The sequence below is a fragment of the secondary endosymbiont of Heteropsylla cubana genome (assembly GCF_000287355.1).
GTDB lineage: Bacteria > Pseudomonadota > Gammaproteobacteria > Enterobacterales > Enterobacteriaceae.
Genome location: NC_018420.1, coordinates 33,590 through 56,570, shown reverse-complemented (window position 1 = coordinate 56,570; position 22,981 = coordinate 33,590). Strand labels below are relative to the sequence as shown.

Here is a 22,981-nt window from a genome sequence, read left to right as displayed (position 1 = left end):
CGTGGTAGGTTTTCGGTAGTTCTGTTTTTTTTTGTACGATAAAGATTAACAATGAATAAAAATATTTTATAAAAATTTCTATACATATAATTAGTGTAAAATAAATATACAATTTACCACTAATTAATATTAATAAAATTAGTTAAATTTAGCTAATTTTATTAGCTTATTAATTTATAAAAAAATAAAAATTTATTTTATTCTGTAGAATAAGAATTGGGTATAACCAAATGTATATGATTAACATAAAATATTTTAAAAAACATACATGTATATATTGTCTTATAAATTATAAGATTTTTATATTTAACAAGTTAGGTTAAAAATATATTTAAAGAGTATTTTTATATGTGTAAAAATGTTTTTATTTTCATTTTTTTGTAAAAATATTTTGATTTATAGTCTATATAAAAACAATACTTAAATCTAATATAGTTAGATTAATAATATTAATTATGAATTTTTTTAATAAAAAGGATTTAAAAATATAATTTTTATTACTAGTTGTACACATAAAATTAGACGATATGTTATATATGTTTCGTATGTGACTGTGAAAAAACATTAATTTAATATTATTAGAAAATGTTTAATCTTTACTAAAGATTAATTTTATATAACTGCATAGAGACTTATCCAAATTAATTAATAGATATTAGCGCGATTTCGTAAATTTTTACCGGGTTTGAAGTGTAGTACATATTTTTCATTTAGTTTTACTTTATCTCCAGTTTTTGGGTTTCGGCCAGTTCGGGGAGATCGGTAGTGAAGAGAAAAACTACCAAAACCACGGATTTCGATGCGTTGCCCATTAGAAAGTGTAGTAGTCATATATTCAAGGATTTCCTTTACTGCATCTTCAATTAATTTTGCTTGAAGATGAACATGTTGGCAAACAAGTCTATCGATAAGCTCGGACTTGGTCATAATTTCCTCCAAGATTATTCGGCTCTTATTGAGAGCCTAATAATCTTTTATTGTTAAAGCACGGAATTACTTCCGTTCCTTCATTATTATTCGCTTTTTGTTGCTGCCTTAAAAGCTTCGGTCATTGCATTAGAGAAAGTATTTTCTTCTTGTTTATTGCTAGGAGGGTTGCTGACCTCATCTTTTTCGTCTTCTTCGAACTTAGTATGAATAGATAAGTTAACAACGCGGTTTTTACGATCCACTCCAATAAATTTTACTTCTATGTTATTTCCAACACTTAAAATTGGTATAGTGTCGTTTATACGATTAAGCGAAAATTCAGAAGCGCGGAGGTAACCTTCAACACCGTCAGATAATTCAACTGTAACCCCTTTTGTGTCAACATCTTTGATCTTTCCGGTTACAATACTACCTTTTTTATTTAAATATAGATAATTATTAAATGGATCTTCGGCTAGTTGTTTTATCCCTAAGGAAATACGTTCGCGTTCTGCGTCAACCTGTAAAACAACTGCTGCAATTTCATCACCTTTTTTATATGCCCGTACAGCTTCTTCACCAGCTACTTGCCAAGATATATCAGATAGATGAACTAATCCATCAATACCGCCATTTAAGCCAATAAAGATTCCAAAATCGGTAATCGATTTAATCTTTCCTTCAACACGTTCACCTTTATGATAAGTTTCTGCAAACTGTTGCCAAGGGTTGGGTTTACATTGCTTTAGACCAAGAGATATGCGACGACGTTCTTCATCAATCTCTAAAACCATTACATTTACTATATCGCCAACGTTTACTACTTTAGAGGGGTGAATATTTTTATTTGTCCAATCCATTTCAGAAACATGCACTAGGCCTTCAACACCTTCTTCGATTTCAACGAAGCAACCATAGTCAGTCAGATTTGTTACTCGACCGGAAAGACAAGTGTTTTCTGGATATCGTTTTGCTATAGCAATCCAAGGATCTTCACCTAACTGTTTGAGACCGAGGGAAACTCGAGTACGTTCACGATCAAACTTTAGTATTTTAACGGTAATCTCATCTCCTACTGTTACAATTTCGCTAGGGTGTTTAACTCGTTTCCATGCCATATCCGTGATATGCAAAAGACCATCAACACCGCCTAAATCTACAAAGGCACCGTAGTCAGTCAAGTTTTTAACAAGACCTTTAACTTCCATGCTTTCTTGCAAGTTTTCTAGTAGTTGATTGCGTTCAGCGCTATTTTCTGATTCTATCACCGCACGTCGAGATACTACGACATTGTTTCTTTTCTGATCCAGCTTAATTACTTTAAATTCAAGCTCCTTTCCTTCTAGATGAAAAGTGTCTCTTACTGGACGCACGTCAACCAGAGATCCTGGAAGGAAAGCGCGGATACCGTTTAATTCAACAGTAAAACCGCCTTTTACTTTTCCATTTATAATACCAACTACGGTATCCGATTTTTCATATGCTTTTTCTAGTATTAGCCAGGCTTCATGGCGCTTAGCTTTTTCCCGGGAAAGAAGCGTTTCTCCAAAACCGTCTTCAACTGCGTCTAGTGCAACATCAATTTGATCACCGATTTCAACTTCTAATTCCCCTTGAGCGTTAAGGAATTGTTCTATAGGAATAGCAGATTCAGATTTTAATCCGGCGTCAACTAGAACCATATCTTTTGCAATAGATATAACGGTCCCGCGAACGATTGCACCCGGACGAGCTTCAATTTCTTTCATTGATTCTTCAAAGAGAAGAGCAAAAGATTCTATCATATTGGATAATCTTCAGATTTTTTCAATTAACGGCCATCCGGCATCCTGCGAGATGGGGTTGTTATACATGCTACGCTGCTGTTCCTCGTGGCAGTGTAATTATTGAGTTACTATACTACCGTTGTTACGATACCAAAGAATTTTATTAGCATGTGTCAGAGCTTTAACTATTACTTCATCGGTAGTGAGTTTGGTAGAATCAAGTATAAATGCATCAACTGCTGGTACTAACGGAGCTATTATACGATTGCGATCGCGATTGTCTCGTTCTTTTATCTCCGACAAAAGATGGTCAAAATTAACATTAAAGTTTTTTTCCTGCAACTGGCGTCTTCGTCGGTTTGCTCTTTCTTTTGATGATGCATTAAGAAAGATTTTTACAGGTGCGTCAGGAAAAACAACAGTACCCATATCTCGACCGTCAGCAATTAGTCCTGGCAAGGTGCGATATGCACGTTGATACTGTAGTAGAGCTATTCGTAGGCGGGGAAATGAGGCAATTTTTGATGCAGCATTTCCGATGGTTTCATTTCGAATTGTTTGAACAAGAGGCTTTCTACAGAAAATCTCATTTAATGTTTTTTCTTTACAATTGAAGTAAGTGGTTAGATTGGAGGAGAGAGATAATAAGGATGATTCATCTTCAATACTTATTTGATTATCTATAGCAAAATGCGCTAATATCCTATATATTACACCGGAATCTAATAAATGCCACTGTAATATATTGGCTAATGCTTTACAGAGGGTTCCCTTTCCTGAGCCGCTTGGTCCATCAATAGTAATCACTGGAGCTATAGTTGTCATTCTCTTTTCCTGTAAGCACAATAATAATAGAATAAAAGCTTAATAAATTCTCCAATTATGTATAGTTTTACATTATGCATATTGATGATGCATATGAACACTTATTTTAATCACCAATAATCTTATTATACAGGGATAAAAGACGGCTTGCTTAACTTGGGCGGTTGATTGAAAAAAAATAGAAAAGTTTTATGTGTACATTTTGGGTCAATAATAGTTATAAGGATACTGGATACTGTTACTAAGAAAAAGCGTATTACCATACGGCGATCGTTGTAGGTGCTGATGCAGGAACTCGTTAGTTCTTCGGGTGGAGTAATTGTTATAAAATCTGTGGATTCAAGTACTATTATGTCTAATTTCTGCAACTCGATAGAAGTAGCTGTTAACCTATCATTTTCTTTAACTAGCCAGTTAGCGATATTACGTAACGTAGTCATCCATATGGAACTAAATAACAAACTTATTGCAATAGTCATAGTCGAATCAGGGATCTGATCCATATCCACGTCGACCAAATGCAGTGATGAATGGTTAGATTCAATATAATCTTTATCCCTAAAAATAGTTGTGTCAATGTTTTCTAAGAGATTTACAAGATGAGTATCTTCTTGCACGTTATGTGGATTAATGCCAGTTAAACACACAATACCTCCTCGAATCGATCTGTCAGCTAAGAAAATATGATGTGCTGGACGATGTATCATCTTTGTATTAGATAATTTTCAGGTACTTAGTATATACCCTATTGCTTTCCAGATAAAACACTTCATAAGTGTCGTGATGTACTTCTCAATTACGAATATTTTCATCAACGTTAAATTAGTGTCTTTATAGGGGTAAAATACTAATTTCCTTTAATATAAACGCAATTTTTTTAGAGAGTTGCGCTGAGATTATTAATAATGCATTAAGAAACTGACTAGAAAGAATACTTTCTGAGTTAATATTACAACCCTGAAAACCACCGCCGGAAGCGGAGTGGGAAATAATATTTTTGCTCTAGCTAAATTTATTTCTGATCCGCCCTATTAAAGACCATCACTATATTTTTAATAGGTGATTTTTTCATGAGGGGGCTCCAGTTAATGTGCTCTGCATATCTTTCTAAGAGAGATATCTGTAGTCAATAGACGCATACTAGTACCAGAATTACCAAGAAACAAATAATATGTGGTTTTATTTATTCGTAAAGGGTTACCTATCCTATTTATTTTAGAGTCTTCTCGATCAATTGATAGACAGTAATTTACATTTAATTTACTTAATGTTGTTAGCATATAAGAGATATATAGCCACTATTAAGAAATTCGCTAAATGAGTAATTAGTAGCGTCTGCAGTTAGTAATAACGCGTGAATAGAAAAGCTTTTAGAATCAGATGAGTTAAGCTGCGCTATGAATTCGTTTGATAGATGTTAAAGTTGGCAATTTTTAACATATAAAATATTTTGTTTAACAAAAGTTGTTTTCTTTTACCCGACAAAATGCCTTAGTTTAATAATATTAAGTGAATAACCAAGTAAAAGGAAAAATTCTTATACATGGTTATTAACTATAGAATAATCACGTTTACAGATATAATCTGTTGTTGTTAGCAATAAAAAATTATAGATTGTTAGAGAAAGGATGGTACATAGCTTATAACACAAATGTAATGTTTATAAGGATGTCTGTTTTTAAGTAAATGTTCTTCGTGTAATCTTCTAAATATTATTTCGATATTTATAATAAAATTGTTTTTTATATAATTATATTTAAGTGGTTTTAAAGATTTTAATTTGTGTGTTAACAACATTCTTTATCTCAGTGTTAATTTTAAAATGTTTTAGGTTGGTTATAAATATTTTTAATAAAACAAATAACTAAAATATTAATCATAAACACACCGTAATGTGTTACATTTATCTGAGTTAATTATGATTTACGCTCAATAAGGAACTTAAAATAATTAAGGTATTATCTTAATCTGTGTTATTTTTTTTTCAATAAAACTCTTAACTTTAATTTTTATTAATGGTATAAATTTGTTTTTTTTATTTTAAAAATGGAGATCTTTGTTGTGTTTTAAATTTTTATAATTTTTGAATAGATAAAAATCCAAAAGGTATTAGTGTAATTTTGAATTAGCATAATAATGCTTTTGATATAATTGAATTTTAAATATCCAATTTATAAAAAATATCTCTTAATTAAAATAGATAATCAATATACTTAAAATATAATCTATTTATATCAGTCTTCTTAAATCTATTTGATGAGCATTTAATTAGTTATTTTATTATTTTAAATATTTATTTTTAGGTAAACATGACAGTTTTACCTAGGAATAATTGTTTATGCTTTTAAGCTCACGTTTGAAATTACTTTTAATGGATATGCGCTTATATTGATCTACAATAAAGATTATTTTTTTTTAATTTTGAAGAATAAAATGTCAATTTTATCTTAGGCCATACCGATCAATTCAAGGTGCGAGTATGTTTTTATGGATTCTAGATAATGAAAAAAATTAAACAACATATTCTAATGTTGCGAAAGCAACTTGAATGCTGGGAGGATCAGTATTATGTGGACGCTTCTCCTGAAGTACCTGATAGTGAATATGATCGGGTTATGGAAAAACTGCATTTTTTGGAAACTAAATATCCAGATCTATGCACTACTCATTCTCCAACGCAACGAGTAGGAGGAAAAGCACAAAGTGGTTTTTCGAAAATACATTATGCAGTTCCGATGCTTTCATTGGATAATGTTTTTAGAAAAACGGATTTTTTAGCTTTCAATAAGCGAGTGCGCAAAAATATCAAATGCGACGATGAAATAACCTATTGTTGTGAATTAAAGATAGATGGTATTGCGGTAAGTCTACTTTATAAAACTGGTAAGTTAGTGTGCGCTTCTACCCGAGGTGATGGTGTTATTGGTGAAGATATTACCGATAATGTGCGTACCATTGCCAGCATCCCCTTGGTGTTAAAAACTTACAATAAGTTACCGCATTTATTAGAGCTACGTGGAGAAGTGTTTATCTCGAAAACTGGTTTTTTATCTCTAAATAAGATGGCCCAACAAAAAGGCTCTAAAATTTTTTCAAATCCGCGCAATGCAGCTGCTGGTTCTTTACGCCAGTTAGATCCTGGTATTACTGCTATTCGGCCATTAAAATTTTTTTGTTATGGTTTCGGTCAGTTAGAAGGAGGAGCATTACAAGACAGTCACTGGAAAAGACTTCAGCAATTAAAAGATTGGGGGGTTCCGGTTAGTAGACACATTTATCGCTGTAAGGGTACTGCATCTGTAATAGAGTTTTATAAGAAGATGTATAAGATGAGGTCATCTTTTAATTTTGAAATTGACGGTGTAGTAATTAAAGTTGATTCTATAATGTTTCAAAAAAGCTTAGGAGAGATTACACGTGCTCCACGATGGGCTGTCGCTTATAAATTCCCGGCTCAAGAGCAGTTAACTCGCTTGCGCGATGTGGAGTTTCAAGTAGGAAGAACTGGTGTAATAACACCAGTTGGTCGTCTTGATCCAGTGCAACTATCTGGCGCAATTGTTAGTAATGTTACTTTACATAATGTTAATGAAATCAATCGTCTAGGTATTATGATTGGAGATACTGTCGTGGTGCGTCGTGCTGGGGATGTGATCCCACAAATTGTTAGTGTAGTCATCTCTGTACGATCAAAAGAGGCTTGTCCGATAATTGTCCCTATGCGATGTCCAGTATGTGGTTCTGTAGCAGAGAAGTCATTAAGAAAAGGGGTATTACGTTGCACTGGAGGTTTAGTTTGTTCAGCTCAGCGAAAAGAGGCATTGAGACATTTTGTTTCGTGTAAAGCGATGGGAGTTTATGGTATAGGTAATAAAATAATTGATCAGTTAGTAGAAAAAAAATTAGTAAACACTCCAGCTGACCTTTTTCAATTAACTGAAGAAGTTTTGATCAGTTTAGATGGTGTTGGAATTAAATCGGCAAAAAAATTGATAGAAGCCTTAAGAAAAGCACGAAAGACGACCTTGTCTCGTTTTTTATACGCACTTGGTATTCGAGATGTGGGAGAGGTTGTAGCACTTAGTTTGGCTACCGAATATCGCACACTTGATGCACTTGTTGCAGCTGATATTGATTCGCTGATGCGTATAAAGGATATTGGCAAAATTATTGCTAAACAAGTAAATCAATTTTTTAAAGAAAAACATAATATTAAAGTAATCCGAGATTTATTAAGTTCAGGTATTCAATTTGATGCTTATAAATCTATAGCTATTTCTTTTCCTGTGAAAAGAAATTTCTTTTTTGGAAAAACTATTGTATTTACTGGTGCTTTAAAAAGCTTATCACGGGATGAGGCTAGAATTCGCTTTACTAACCTTGGAGCTCATATTAGCTCCACTGTTTCCTCTAAAAGCGATTTAGTTATTGCGGGAGAGAAAGCAGGCTCTAAATTGTCTAAAGCATCTAAGTTGAATATTCCAGTGATTGACGAGAGGGAGATGATACGTCTTCTAAAATATTCCTCGAATTGTATAGGAAGTAAATATTAGAAAGTATTAGAAGTCTATGGAAAATAGTTTTTTTTAAAAAACATATGAAGATGTTATTTTCTAAAATTTATTTTTATTTCTCTAAAAAAAAGAAAATTTTTATTCTTAAAAGGTTTGATTTTTTTAAAAAGTATTTAAATAGAGCGAATCGTATTTTAGTAAAATTTTTATAGTAGAAAATTATCAACTATTATTTGTTTTTAATCATAGTAATATATGTAAAAATTATGATTTTGTTAATGATATATCCAAATTGTCTCATCTTTAATTCAATGAAAACATGGTTATATTTTAATCATTGAAAGGAGTATTATATTTCTTTTAAAATTATAAATTCAACAAACATAATTACTAATTTAGAATAATTAACATTTTTTATTTTTAGATTTTTACAATGCTTCTTGTTTAGAATATTTTGTTATATCAGTTAGATTCACTTGATAAAGATTACATTATTATTAAATAAGATAGTTCGTTTTCTTCTTTTTTTTATAATATCTATATGACTGTTATTATCATTCAGTATTCTTGATATTTTTATTAGGTTTAATTTACATTAATTGTTTTCAGATAAATATTCTCGTTATTGTAGTATTCTAATTTTTATAATAATTAAAAATTAGATCTGAATTTAGGTAGGTATTTTGACGTTATAAATTTAAAATTATTAGGTATGGTAATAAGTAACATAGTTTAGTTGATAACAGTTCCATTAAGGTAAATATATTTTTAATAAGTATATAATAATAAGTTAATTTCTTATTAAATTTTCGTGTACTTTAACCGATAATAATTAGAATGATGTTAGTTTTTGTAAAAAAAGAGGTTGTTTTTCACTATTCACTTTAACATGCATAAATAAAATTATCCTACAATCCTATTAACTTTAATGTGTTAGTTACATTAGATGTTAGGAGGAAGGGATAGATGAGGGTTTTTTAATATCTTAATTATGACGATGTATTATGACAAATCATTCATCATAACTTTATCATTAAGAAAAAATACAATAATAATACTAAACAGCATTAAACATAAAAATAGTTCTGAAAAAGAATTATGTTATCATATAAAAATAATTATCTATATAATATAAGTTAGCATGCATTGGTAATAAAGAAACATTCAAACTAGCCATTTTTTAGCTTGTGATCATGAAGTCGATTAAATCGATACCTTATATTAAAATCATGTATAAGTGTTTTTTTAAAAATTGTTTATAAATAGTTAAATTATAAATTTTTTATTTAAAATCTACTAATTTAGATATAAAAAGTAATAAATCTGCATCCAGATCACTCTTTTCTTTCATTTGTCTTCAATAAAATTGTTTAATTTAAAAACGAAGATCGATCATTGGTCTATGCGTTGTTTAAAAATGTTTAACCTGTTTTTAATGCAGAAATTAGCGATATCATATCTTCCGGTAATGGAGCATGGCATTCTATTTTAAGAAATGTGGTTGGATGGTAAAATCTTAGCATGCTGGCATGTAGTGCTTGTCGTCGAAAATTACGAAGAACGTTATTTACAGAAGAAGACGTTTTTTTGAATGAGGTTCGTAGTCTGCCATAAAGTGAGTCACCAACTAGTGGATGATGAATATATGCCATATGCACACGGATTTGATGTGTGCGGCCGGTTTGTAGCTGTAGTTTTAGATGTGTGTGATTGCGAAAAGTTTCTATAATATGGTAATGAGTTACTGCAGATTTACCCGTTGGGTTTACTGCCATTTGAGTTCTCTTGGTAGCATGACGTGCGATTGGTTGTTCGATAACACCTCCAGCAGTCATACTACCAATAGCAACAGCTTCATATTCACGAGTAATTTCCCTAGCTTTTAGTGATTTAACTAGACGCTCCTGGACTAATTTAGATTTAGCTATCAGCATAAGACCTGTCGTGTTTTTATCTAAACGATGCACTATTCCCGCACGAGGAACATTGAGTATAGGTGGAAAATAATATAGCAATCCATTTAATAGAGTTCCAGAAGTATTGCCCGCTCCAGGATGCACTACAAGGTTATTTTGTTTGTTGATTACCAGGATATCATTGTCTTCATAGACAATACGTAGTGGTATAGCTTGAGCTTCGTATGGTGTTGTTTCTTTAATAAAATATTTTATTTCAACATGTTCGTTACCACGTATTTTTTCTTTTGGTTGTGTTTTCACTTGTCCATTTATTCTTACTAGTCCATTTAAGATCCAATTTTTTATTTGTGATCGTGAATAATTAGGAAATAATTCAGTTAAAGTTCGATCTAAGCGTTGTCCAAACTGTAAGTTACTTACTATTCCGTTAAGATGTTGGTGATGTGTCATATACCATGCATTTTATAATATTTAGGTGATTAACTAAATTTTATTTAATTTTAGAGTAATCTGTTTTATTTAGTTTTAGGTATGGTTTAATGATGGTTTTTAAAACTATTTCAAGGATAGATAAAACGTTATGATCGATATTATGATCGATATAAAGTATAGGTTGATAGCTGTTATATGTTGCTTCATACTATCGAGCTGTGCTACTCACACAGATGTTGTATTTAATCATACCCCACTCCAAATTTATAGTTCTGCTCAAAAAAAATTAAAAAAAGGTAATTATATAGCTGCGATTCAAGATTTGAAACAATTAGAACAAGATTCTATCTTCAACCATGCTGTGAAAGCGAAAAAGGTTCAGATTGATTTAATGTATGCTTATTATAAATCTGGCAATTTCTCTACAGTGACCATAGATAGCTTTTTAAAAATGAACCCAACTCATCCACATGTCGATTATGTTTTATATTTGCGTGGTTTGAGTAATATGGAGATGCATAGTGGTGGTGTAGATGGTTTTTTTGGTTTACGTGTCGCTAGTAATAGCTGTAATTTAGAATATGCGCGTGCCGCGTTTTGCGACTTTAAACAATTAGTTGTCCATCATCCGAACAGTAAGTATAGCATGGATGCTAGTAAACGTTTAATTTATCTTAAAAACTGGCTAGCTAACTATGAATTATCTGTAGTAAAATACTACGATAGACGAGAAGCGTATATCGCAGTGGTAAATCGTGTAGAAAAAATGCTAAGCGATTTTCCAGATACCCAAGCTACACGTAAGGCAATTCCTTATATGGAGTGGGCTTATCGACAATTACAATTATCGGTGTTGGCAGACACCGTGCATAAAATACAAGTGGCAAATCCTATTCAATAATTGTTGAAATAGGTGCTGTTTTTATTAAACATGCGATATAAATTAATTAATAAGTAAGTTACTTGCAACACAATCTAATGTTCTGTAAATTTTTATGTATTTTTAATAGTTGACAGCGGTGATAAGTTAATAACTTTAATGAATATATATTATGAAGTATTTTTTTTATAGAAGTTTTCTATGTCGATGAAAATCGTTATTTTTTTTCAGAGGATCTTGAATCTCATTGATTATCTGCGTTGACTGGAAGTTTATTGTTCATAAATATATTAAATTTGACAATGAAGTCGTATCCATTTTAGACTTTTTGCTTAAAAAAATCACAATTATATCATAATACTTAAGTTATCTGCAAATATATGTTTTCTTAGAGTAGGTTTTATGGTTTAGTTGTTAAAATTAGATTTTGTTGTATTGCTCGCGAAGTTATGTACAAATGGTTTTTTTTGAATTTATTTTGTTACATAGTCTATTATTAGATTAAATCAAGTTATATTTTTAAATATATTAACTCAATGTCTTTATCTTTATTTTTTTTGAGAGAGCGAGATTTTGAATAGAAAATTATTATATAATTAAACCTAAAGTTACTTTAAAAGTCAGTCTCATGAGATTAGTCTTCACTATAATTTAATATGGCGACTTGTCATTAATTTTTTATATGCCTTAGTAATGATGTGCTTATGTTTCAATTTAAAGGTTTCAATATAAAATATAATATCACTCTTAAATATTATTTATATATTATTTATCGATGTACTAGACAGTTAAAAATATCAAATAAAAATGCTTTATAAGTAAGATTAAGCAGAAAATCATATCGCACTCAGTTGTGATGTATAATTGATTTAACAAGTAAAAAGGATGGTTATTGGTTTTTTTTATTTGTGTAACCGATTACTTTTTGGCATAATTAAATTATGAAAAAAACTGCTGTGGTTTTTAATCCACCAATTAAATATATAGTTTGCAATCATTAAAAGAAGTGTTTTAATAACGCAAGAAGCAAGTGCTAGTGCAGGCGTTTTCTCTTAAATGGCATTCAATTTTTTTTAGAGAGGTCATGAATGTTTAAAGATATGCAAGTGTTAGCGAATGTTTCTCAAGGTAGTATAGAATCCTATATGAGAGCTGCAAATGTCTATCCAATGCTTACAGCTGAGGAAGAAAAAGCTTTATCGAAACGACTGCATTATTACAGTGACCTGGAAGCAGCTAAGTTGTTAATTTTATCTCATCTACGTTTTGTGATTCACATTGCACGTAATTATTCTGGTTATGGTTTACCACAGGCTGATCTTATTCAAGAGGGTAATATCGGCTTGATGAAAGCTGTTCGGCGTTTTAATCCAGAAGTTGGTGTTCGATTAGTCTCTTTTGCAGTTCACTGGATCAAAGCGGAAATTCATGAATACGTTCTACGTAACTGGCGTATCGTAAAAGTAGCAACTACTAAGGCACAACGTAAACTTTTTTTTAACTTGCGAAAAACAAAACAACGTTTAGGCTGGTTTAATCAGGATGAAGTGGAGCTTGTAGCTAAAGAGTTGGGAGTAACCACTAAAGATGTGCGAGAGATGGAATCTCGTATGGCTGTTCAGGATATGACATTTGATCCTATACCAGATGGTGATGCTGCCAACCAAGGGAATCAAGTTGTATCAATGCTTTACTTACAGGATAAAGCTTCTGACTTTGCAGGTGGAATTGAAGAAGATAACTGGGGTGACCATGCTGCTGAAAAATTAAATTCAGCATTAGAAGAACTCGATAAGCGCAGCCAAGATATAATTCGTGCACGTTGGTTACATGATGATAATAAAAGCACTTTACAGGAGTTGGCAGATCGTTATGGTGTTTCTGCGGAACGTGTGCGTCAATTAGAAAAAAATGCTATGAAAAAAATGCGCATGGCTATAGAAGTTTAGCCTAACATGATAACCTGCTATTATTAACTTACAATCTATTGTTGAGTATGTGGTGATCCTTTATGTTTTTACTATTAGTAATTTTGTATTTGCTGTAGCCATACATTTTTGCTAACTTACGGGTATTTAATATAAATTTTTGGATTGTAAGATCATTCTTTGATATTACTAAAAAGTAATCTGACTGTTTTTCTGCGAAATAATCATCTGTAATCTTGATATTAATTAAGTTGGTAGAGTTTTAGATTCTACTTTGTATCAAAAATGGTTTCATTTATCATTCTTATGATTTGTTTTTATAATTCTTGTACATGGATATAACATATTTTTAATTTATTATTACAGGGAGTTTATTAGTTATTAAGTGATAGTTATATTAAATCTTTTCATGCTAAAGATTATTTAGGTAGAATTAAACAGTCAATAAACATGACTACTCGAATAACAATTTAAGTTAAAATTTTTTACTTTAATAATTTTATTTTTTAGAATGAATTAAATTGTAGTGATAAGTAATATTGAGGAAGTAGTTATTTTTTTCGGAAAAGTTTTTAAATTGTAGAGGGGTTCATTAACTTTTTTTGATTTCTTAATTTAAAAAAAAACACAGTAACATTTAATTAATTAATAAAAAGATGTTGTATAAACATATTTTCTTCATACAAGTCTATATCCCTAATACATCGTTTGTTTTGTCAAAGAAGAATATATCTTGACGATGAAGATATAAAAATACAACAATAGTGTTATAAAACATCTTAGATTTTTAATTCAAAGAATAAGAAATGTTTATATTAATGGCCTTATGTTGATGTAATTTTTATTATTAACTAACCTTGATATTAAGGTTTTCTATTAACCAGAATAAGATAATTTTACTAAAAAAATAAAAATGAATTATTTCATTTGATGAAAAGTAAGTATTACACTTAGTATTTTTATATAACTTTACTTATCATAAATATTATTTTTTTTAAAGTGATTTCGTAAAACTTGTTTAATAAGTACATGTTAAAAATTAATAATATCTAGAATAAACAATTTTTATCAACATTTAGAGTTTAATGTGGATATTTTTTTATGAAAAAAAGTTTCTATGCATAGAACGCTACCTCTATTTTTAGATATTTGTTTTTTTAATAATTAAATTCAATGTGTAATTTATTAAAGACTTAAAAATAAATCACTGATAATGTTAAACAACACCTTTATCATATAGTAATATGCTTATTTATTATATGTTAGTTTTAACTATTTTTTTTTGATATATCTATAAAAACCATATTTTTTACTACTTATATTTTAGATGATATTTCTAGGAATGCCTGTAGATTTGATTGTTTATTAATATAAATTGATTTTAATCATAGTTTATATCTAACTATCTAGTGTTGTTATTTAGATAATAATCAATATGATTAAAGCACTAGTTTTTAGTTAAGACATTAAATATTACCTATTTATAATAGGTCACTTGTTTTTAAACCAACTAAAATCTAGTGAAATACTATTATTTGTGGTGTAATATAAAAATACTAACGATATTTTTAATATTGTATTTTAGCGACATAATAGTGTTATAAAAAGACTATGTAAGACTTAATAAATTGTCTTCTACGCGCCGCGCGATTATGTATCTTAAAAATACTCTTCTTCATCTGGATATAAGAAGACAATAGAAGTACTTTTAATTACATTTATTTTTAGTTTTTCGATATTTTAGTGTAAATAATCAATCAGAAGATATGTTATTTATATCAGATTATAATAAGAATGTTAGTAATAAGTTACCTCTACACCAAAAGAAGATTATATAGAGCTAGAAAATTGTCATAGTTTTATATAAGTCAGAAAACCACTCAACATCTTGCAATGGGGTTTAATGTCAACATAGGAGTAACATTAATTGCTTAATCAAATGAAAGCCGGAGATCAGATATTTTAAAAATCTATAAATCTATATGAATATTAGTATAATAATGAAACAGTATAATGGTAAATTTATTTTTACGTATCTAAATATATTAGATTAACCTTACTCTTTTATTTAGCAATCTGCACAAAAGAATCTAGGAATCAAAATTAATGTTTGTGGTTTTAAAACTCAGTTAAATCTAAAAAAAAATTTTACTGAAAGATAATACAATAAATTAACAAATAATATATATCTTTCTTAAAGAATAAAAAAACAATCAAATTAGAGATTGATTTAATTTACCTAACTCAATAGGATATACTTAGTAGACAATTGCCAAAAAATTAGAATTTGATTTTATTGAAAAATTGTATTAGATGAATCGCCGATTATACTCTCTTACATTAATTCATACTGGTTTTTAAATAGTAATTAAAAGTCGTATTATAAAGAACATATTAAAAATGCTATACAATTATATAGGATAAGACAGGATATCTCCTTTATAATTAAAATTTATAAAAATAAGTTTTTTTAATTATTTACTTATTAAAATACTTGTTATTTATGATAATTATCAATTTTTTAATATTTTACGAATAAATTACTGTTTCTATTTAAATGAGGTAGGTCTTGACAACAATTGTAAGCGTGCGTCATAAAGGATACGTTGCCATTGGTGGTGATGGACAAGCTACTCTAGGTAGTACGATCCTAAAAGGTAATGTACGTAAAGTTCGACGTCTTTATAATAACAAAGTTATTGCTGGTTTTGCTGGTGGCACTGCAGATGCTTTTACTCTGTTTGAGTTGTTTGAACGTAAATTAGAACTCCATCAGGGGCATTTAGTGAAAGCAGCAGTTGAATTAGCAAAAGATTGGCGTACCGACCGGGCATTACGTCGTCTAGAAGCGTTGCTAGCAATCGGTGATGAATCAGACTCGCTATTGATAACAGGCAGTGGTGATGTCATTCAACCTGAAAATGATCTCATTGCTATTGGGTCTGGCGGTCCTTATGCTCATTCAGCTGCACGTGCATTATTAGAAAATACCGAACTAAGTGCACGTGAGATTGTAGAAAAAGCATTAGGAATTGCAGGTGATATTTGTATTTATACAAATAAATTCTATACTGTTGAAGAATTAATGTCAAAAGTGAAGGAGTCAAAGAATGTCTAAGATGACGCCTAGGGAGATTGTCAGTGAACTCGATAGTTATATTGTCGGGCAACATAATGCTAAAAGAGCTGTTGCTATTGCTTTGCGTAACCGTTGGCGTCGCATGCAATTAAATGAAACACTGAGGCATGAAGTGACTCCAAAAAATATTCTTATGATTGGTCCTACTGGAGTTGGTAAGACAGAAATCGCCCGTCGTTTAGCGAAATTAGCTAACGCTCCTTTTATTAAGGTTGAGGCTACAAAATTTACAGAAGTAGGTTATGTAGGAAAAGAAGTGGATTCTATTATTCGTGATTTAACTGATGCTGCTGTTAAAATGATTCGTCTGCAATCTATTGAAAAAAATCGTTTTCGGGCTGAAGAATTAGCTGAAGAGCGGGTCCTCGATGTTTTAAATCAATTAGCGAGAAATACTTCTGATCAAATAGAAGAGAAAAGTGAATCTGCTATTGCACGCCAGAAATTTCGAAAAAAACTGCGAGAAGGTGAGTTGGATGAAAAAGAAATTGAAATTAATCTTGCGGCGGCACCAATAGGTATAGAAATTATGGCGCCCCCTGGAATGGAAGAGATGACACATCAATTACAATCTATGTTTAAAAACTTAGCAGGGCGCAAACATAAACTGAGAAAGATAAAAATAAAAGAAGCCATGAAATTATTGGTAGAAGAAGAAGCAGCTAAACTAGTCAACCCAGAAGACTTGAAAGAAACAGCAATTGAATCGGTAGAGCAGAACGGTATTATATTTATTGATGAAATTGATAAAATTTGCAAGCGGGGTGAAATTTCGGGACCAGATATTTCCCGAGAGGGAGTGCAGAGAGATCTCCTACCATTAGTAGAAGGGTGTACAGTTTCTACTAAACATGGTATGGTAAAAACTGATCATATTTTGTTTATAGCTTCTGGTGCTTTTCAGGTTGCTAGTCCTTCCGACTTAATTCCTGAATTACAGGGTCGTTTACCGATTCGTGTTGAACTTGAGGCATTGACAGCTAAAGATTTTGAGCGGATCTTAATTGAACCAAGTGCTTCGCTTACCACTCAATATATCGCACTCATGGCAACTGAAGGAGTGAATATTAGCTTTACCGCAGACGCTATTAAGCGGATTGCTGAAGCAGCTTGGCAGGTAAATGAGCGTACTGAAAACATAGGTGCTCGTCGTTTGCACACTGTGTTAGAACGTTTAATGGAAGATATCTCTTATGATGCTAGTGAGTGGAATGGTAAATCTATTGTTATAGATTCTGTTTATATTCATCGATATCTAGATGAATTAGTGTCTAACGAAGATTTAAGTCGTTTCATTCTTTAGATTTTCTTTAACCTTGAATATTTTGTTATGCTATAACAACTTGTTGTAATAGACAATTATAATTATTAGTGTATATAATTTTTTATAACATTCTGTATGTACAACATAGAATTTAAATAAAAGCAACTTTTTATAAAGTGATTTTATCAATTAAGAGTTTTATATACAAATAAGAGAGTTTATTCAAAATAGTGTATACGATTTTTTTAAGTATTATTATTAATCATTTTATATTTACAATGAATGTTTCATATAATATATGTAAGTTATTTATGTATACTTAAAAAGGTATGTTTTTAATAAAAATAATATTAACTCTTAATAAGATGTTAGATTTGAAATCTAATGTTGAGAAACATGGGAAGCAAGGTCTAAATTTATATGGTAGTAAAATGTTGTTGAAGTTAAAGAGCTACCATAAGTATGGTAAATATTTCTTGTAATTATATTGTTTTATAAATCACCCAACAAATTTTTATGATTCTTTAATAAAGAAGATGTTGAGATTAACAAATATTGGTCGAAAGACAATATAGCATCTCGAAAGAACCTAATTCGCCTTGAGCTAAAAAAGATACTTTAAAACAGACGTGATTAAAACTTTTAAAAATTATCTATTTTGATAAATAAAATATTTAAGATAAATTTAGTGGTATCTGGTTTAATAATTAAAGCGCGTGTGTATAAGTGAATTGGTTTTATATGAAAGTGTCGTTTTTTTTTGAGAAAAAACTCTATATGTCGTTAACAAATCCTATGATACAGTTTTAGAAATATAAGTTAATTAGAAATAAATGATTAATACTATAGATACAATAAGCATTAATGTATTTTTATTAAATAATTTATATTGATTGTATAAAAATGTATTTGTGTGGTATTTTTAATTTGAGATAGATGATTAAAAGATTTACTTTTCCTAAAAATTTATTTTATATTTTTGTTTCGTTTAAATAAATTCTTATTCTTCTGAGATTCAACAATGCTTTACTAAATAAGAGTAGTTATATAACTAGATAAAATTTACATTTTATGTATATTATACTTCTTATTTAATAATCTTTAACTGTATATGTATGCATATATGTTAAAATATCGAAATGTTTTGAAATGATTGTAGATGGCGTATGCAAAACTGGAGTTTTTTATGTATGCAGTTTTCCAAAGTGGCGGTAAACAACATAGAGTTAGTGTAGGGCAGACTGTTCGACTTGAAAAACTAGATGTTGAAATCGGTAAAACTATTAATTTTGAAAAAGTTATGATGGTTGCTAAAAATAATAATGTTCATATAGGTCAACCTTTTATAAAAGATATAAAAATTATAGCAGAAGTTTTGACTCATGGACGAAGTCATAAAGTAATGATTTTAAAATTTCGTAGGCGTAAGCATTTTCGTAAACAGCGAGGGCACCGTCAATGCTTTACTGAGGTTAAAATAATTGGCGTTCATGGTTTAATAGGAGTGTAGGTTTATGGCACATAAAAAAGCTGGTGGTTCTACACGAAATGGTCGTGATTCAGAAAGTAAACGACTTGGAGTAAAATGTTTTGGTAGCGAAATGGTTAATGCCGGAAGCATTATTGTTCGTCAGCGTGGAACTTACTTTCATCCAGGAAAAAATGTAGGATGTGGAAGAGATTATACGATTTTTGCCTTAAAAAAAGGAAAAGTTCAATTTGAAACGAAAGGTTTAAAGAAACGTAAATTTATTAATATAACTATTAGTTAATTTTTTTTGTTCAAAAAAAAATAATATAATTTTTTTTAAAATTTTTTTTTGTAAATTCTTTTTACTTTTAAAAAATTATAGTAGATATTATTTTTTATTTTTTTTATAAATTCATAAAGTTTATTTTTGAATTTCTAACGTTAAAAATAACTGTTTTAGTTTTTTCGTTTTAAAAAAAATTTTGTATATAAAAATTATTGTTTAATTTAGATAAATAGTTAGGAGTAGACAAAAACAAGACTGTTATAAGAATAACGATTTTTTTATTTATTGAATATAATAATGTTTGATATTTTACTAATAAAAACACGTTTTAATTTTTTTTTGTTTTTTTTAGTGTTACATCACGTAAAATTTTTTTATTAAAACGAATAAAAATAATTTTTGCCCGTATAATTTATGCCAAAATTCAATGGCTGGTGATTATTGGGTAGAAAGTTGTTATGAAAATAAGAAAATATATGTCGATATGTAAGTTAGATATATAAAAAATTTAGTTTAAAACGTGGGTATTTTAAAATAAAATTGTATAAAATTATCTAAAATTAATATTTACTTTTCAGTATTGTCAGATATTTTTGAATCTTTAAGTTATCTTAATAAAGTAAGTTCTTTAAAAATAAGATTCTTAAAAATATTATTCGATCATATATACATTATATTTATTGATAATAACTTCTTAAAAAAAATGAAAGCCGGTTTTTTACAACAATTAATGTAAAATACTCTTTAAAATAATTTTCCTATTTAAAACTTCTATGTTCTGGTGGTGTTTAAAAGATATAAAATACATACTTACCAATGCAGAACGTAAGATAATAGTTATGATAAAAGTGATTGATGAAAATATTTTTAATAATCTTAAAGCATCTAAATAACCAAAACAATACATCCGCTTGAATATAAAATTTATCTATAATTTAGATAAAATTAATTTTACTCATAATAAACATTATATGTATTTTAAGTTTTATTAAAAATAAAGTTAAATTTTTATTAACAATATAATTTTATGTTATTATTTGTATGATGAAATTATTATGGTATTAGTTAATCATCTTAACCAGAGGATAGGATTAATAGCTTGCCCTTGGCGACGAATCTCGAAATAGAGCGACGATATTTTTTCATTATTATTAGTTCCTACTAGAGCAATAGGTTGACCAGATCTTACTTTTTCTCCAACATTTACTAATGCATTTTTAGTATAGCCATAAAGGCTCATGTCGCCTTTTCCGTGGTCAATAACGATCATTAAACCATATCCTTGTAACCAGTCAGCCATTATTACACGACCAGAAGCAATAGAACTTATTTCACTACCTTCTTTAGCTGAAATTACTAACCCCTTATAATATAATTCTCCTTGTTGAGGCTCACCAAAACTATGAACAGTACAGCCTTGCACTGGCCAACATTTTCGTCTCTCTGGTCGACCTAAACCCCCAGTATAAGTGATCAAATGATCCTTATTGCGTGTCGACATATCGTTATTGTTTAAATTCTTAGTTATGTTTTTTTGTTTAACAGATGTAACAGTATTACGTAGTTGTATTTCGTTTTGGTAGAGTTTTTCTAAACATTTTTTATTTTCCACGATAGATAAATTAAGATTTTCTAAAGCTTTTTTTCGATTATTACGGTTACGTTCTAAGATTATTTGTTGTTTTCTTTGAAGTTGTAAAAATAGTTTTTGTTCATATTTTTTCTTTTCTAGTGAGTGTTTTCTTTCTTCTAAATAACTTTTGGCATGATGCAGGTTATTGATTTTTTTACTACGTTCTGCATTAAAATACCATAAATAGATGAGCATGCGTTTATTGTATAAGTTGTCTTGATTATTGAAGATAAGTTTAGATTTTGCGTCTGACTCCTTTCGAAAAGTTATATTTAATTGTAGTGCTAGCAATTGTTTGTGTTTGGTTTTATATGCATGTAATTGATGAATGGAGAGAGCAAGATGATCAATATCAGATTTTAGCTTTTTTAAAGTATTCTGTGTATGGCGCAGGACTCTTACCGACTTATTAATGGAATATTCTTGATTTTTTAAATAAGAAACTAATTTTGTATGTTGTTGTTGTTGCTTCTGAAGAGCATCTTCTTTAAAAGAAATATTTTTCTGTATAATTTTCAATTTTTCTATGTTACTGTCCGCATGGCTTATATTTAAGAAGCATAGAATACAGATATATAATAGTGCTCTTATTTTTGTGTTGCGATGTTGATTTTTTCTATAAGCAATATAGATAGTTTTTAATCTTATATTTCCTATCATACAATCGAGTATATTATTTTAATTGATGTTTTTATTGTTATTTTAATAACGAAGTATTCGTTTTTTTTGTTTTTATATTTAATAAGATCTTTCTATAAAAAGTTATTTTTATAAAATTATCAGATTAATCACAACTTCTAATATTAGTAAAAATACTATATCCTAACATAATAAATTAATTTTTATAATATACTGATGATTCAAAAACTGCTCTTAAAGTAAAATGAGTTGAAGAATTATGGAGTGTTAGCATGGTTAGAAATAGATTTAAACGGAACAGTAAATTATTAAGTTAATATTAAGATATCATTAACAACTTACATTATAGTGAATTTTTTTTCTTTTAACTTATCCTTTTAGTTGGAGGGAATCTTTTTAATTTTGTTTATAAAACGTTAAAGAAGTAGAGCTTTTTCATTTTTTTTGGTATACTATATAAGTAGAAATTTTATAAAAATAGTTTCAGGATTAATATGGAATGCTAAAACAGTTTTATATTTTTTTATTTTTTTCAATAAAAATATTCTAATTATCTTGAGATGAAGAAAAAAAAGAAAAGTTAATGAAAAAGATCTTATAGTCATTACTATTAAAGACGGTTAGTTATGCAGCTTGCCGTAATTTTAGAATTAGTGGTAATATTTACATAAAACATTAAAATAAGTATTTATCTACCGATAATGATATTTGAAAATTTTAAGAATCATATAAAAGTTAATACATCTTATATCTACATTTTTATCTTTAATAAGAATGATATTAATTTAAAGAAATATGATAATTGATAAGAATCAAGCTTTAAGTGATAGTTAAATTTTGAAAATTATCGGGAGTGCTAAAAATAAAATATTGTTTATAAAAAAAAGTATCTTTGTAGAGGATTGTGATTTTTACGAAGAAAGAACATAACAACCTTGTTGTCTCTAATAAACCTAGTATGGGTAGATAGTTTTAATATATTAGTGAATTGCTTTTTTATCCCACTGTTTGTCATTTTTTTTGAAAAATTTTCAATTAATTTAAGTGTTAATCTTATGTAAATAGTAACTTACTTAAAATAGCTATTTTATAATTTTTATATAAGATTGCAATTTATTAAAATAAAATTGATTGTTTTAAGATGTTAATGGTTAATTTTTTTTATTTTTATTTAAAGTTGATGATTTTAATCTTATAGCAATAAGATTAGAATCAATTGTTTGATATAATTACGCTATATAAAAATAAATTTTTATTTAAATAATAAAATTATATATAAATTTATATGTGAAACATTCAACTTATCAGAAAATAAAATTTTACACAACGGTTTATTTTTCTTTAAAAGAAAAATATAAAACAATTTAAATTAATAT

The 22,981-nt window shown here is 28.9% G+C and carries 12 protein-coding genes and 1 pseudogene; 7 read left to right on the top strand and 6 right to left on the bottom strand.

Translation table 11 applies throughout. The features are described from left to right. Positions 1-645 precede the first annotated feature (645 nt). From ihfB to A35E_RS03105, 4 genes are all read right to left on the bottom strand, one after another. Positions 646-927 carry an integration host factor subunit beta gene (gene ihfB, locus A35E_RS00125; RefSeq protein ID WP_014888650.1) on the bottom strand — a complete coding sequence of 94 codons (282 nt, stop codon included), beginning with the start codon at positions 925-927 and terminating at the stop codon, positions 646-648. A gap of 86 nt (positions 928-1,013) precedes the next feature. Beyond that, positions 1,014-2,693: a 30S ribosomal protein S1 gene (rpsA, locus tag A35E_RS00120; protein ID WP_014888649.1), complete on the bottom strand. Its 1,680-nt coding sequence runs from the start codon at positions 2,691-2,693 to the stop codon at positions 1,014-1,016. A 99-nt stretch (positions 2,694-2,792) separates the two neighbouring features. Beyond that, the gene (cmk, locus tag A35E_RS00115; protein ID WP_014888648.1) at positions 2,793-3,500 is read right to left on the bottom strand and encodes a (d)CMP kinase; all 708 of its coding nucleotides are present in this window, start codon (positions 3,498-3,500) and stop codon (positions 2,793-2,795) included. 125 nt (positions 3,501-3,625) lie between these two features. Then, positions 3,626-4,207: a 5-enolpyruvylshikimate-3-phosphate synthase gene (locus tag A35E_RS03105; protein ID WP_014888647.1), complete on the bottom strand. Its 582-nt coding sequence runs from the start codon at positions 4,205-4,207 to the stop codon at positions 3,626-3,628. A 1,794-nt stretch (positions 4,208-6,001) separates the two neighbouring features. Here A35E_RS03105 and ligA point away from each other — a divergent pair. Further along, positions 6,002-8,053, top strand: a complete 2,052-nt coding sequence (gene ligA / locus A35E_RS00105) for an NAD-dependent DNA ligase LigA (RefSeq protein WP_014888646.1) — start codon at positions 6,002-6,004, stop codon at positions 8,051-8,053. A gap of 1,382 nt (positions 8,054-9,435) precedes the next feature. Here the strand turns inward: ligA and rluD are convergent. Beyond that, entirely contained in the window at positions 9,436-10,383 is a 948-nt protein-coding gene (rluD, locus tag A35E_RS00100) for a 23S rRNA pseudouridine(1911/1915/1917) synthase RluD (RefSeq protein ID WP_014888645.1), read from the bottom strand. A gap of 130 nt (positions 10,384-10,513) precedes the next feature. Between rluD and bamD the strand changes: the two genes are divergently transcribed. The 6 genes from bamD (at position 10,514) to rpmA (ending at position 19,348) form a co-directional block, all read left to right on the top strand. Then, positions 10,514-11,266 (top strand): outer membrane protein assembly factor BamD, encoded by a 753-nt coding sequence (bamD, locus tag A35E_RS00095; protein ID WP_014888644.1) that lies wholly within the window; start codon positions 10,514-10,516, stop codon positions 11,264-11,266. Positions 11,267-12,333: 1,067 nt separating this feature from the next. Beyond that, positions 12,334-13,194, top strand: coding sequence for an RNA polymerase sigma factor RpoH (gene rpoH, locus A35E_RS00090; RefSeq protein ID WP_014888643.1), 861 nt, complete (start codon positions 12,334-12,336; stop codon positions 13,192-13,194). A gap of 2,548 nt (positions 13,195-15,742) precedes the next feature. Beyond that, positions 15,743-16,291 carry an ATP-dependent protease subunit HslV gene (gene hslV / locus A35E_RS00085; protein ID WP_014888642.1) on the top strand — a complete coding sequence of 183 codons (549 nt, stop codon included), beginning with the start codon at positions 15,743-15,745 and terminating at the stop codon, positions 16,289-16,291. Then, positions 16,284-17,615 carry an HslU--HslV peptidase ATPase subunit gene (gene hslU, locus A35E_RS00080; protein ID WP_014888641.1) on the top strand — a complete coding sequence of 444 codons (1,332 nt, stop codon included), beginning with the start codon at positions 16,284-16,286 and terminating at the stop codon, positions 17,613-17,615. Before hslV ends, hslU begins: the two co-directional genes overlap by 8 nt. A 1,147-nt stretch (positions 17,616-18,762) precedes the next feature. Next, positions 18,763-19,086: a 50S ribosomal protein L21 gene (gene rplU / locus A35E_RS00075; protein ID WP_014888640.1), complete on the top strand. Its 324-nt coding sequence runs from the start codon at positions 18,763-18,765 to the stop codon at positions 19,084-19,086. Between the two features lie 4 nt (positions 19,087-19,090). After that, positions 19,091-19,348, top strand: coding sequence for a 50S ribosomal protein L27 (gene rpmA / locus A35E_RS00070; RefSeq protein ID WP_014888639.1), 258 nt, complete (start codon positions 19,091-19,093; stop codon positions 19,346-19,348). Between the two features lie 1,054 nt (positions 19,349-20,402). Here rpmA and A35E_RS03310 read toward each other — a convergent pair. Next, a pseudogene (locus tag A35E_RS03310) lies at positions 20,403-20,672 on the bottom strand (peptidoglycan DD-metalloendopeptidase family protein); the annotation flags it as partial. Positions 20,673-22,981 lie beyond the last annotated feature (2,309 nt).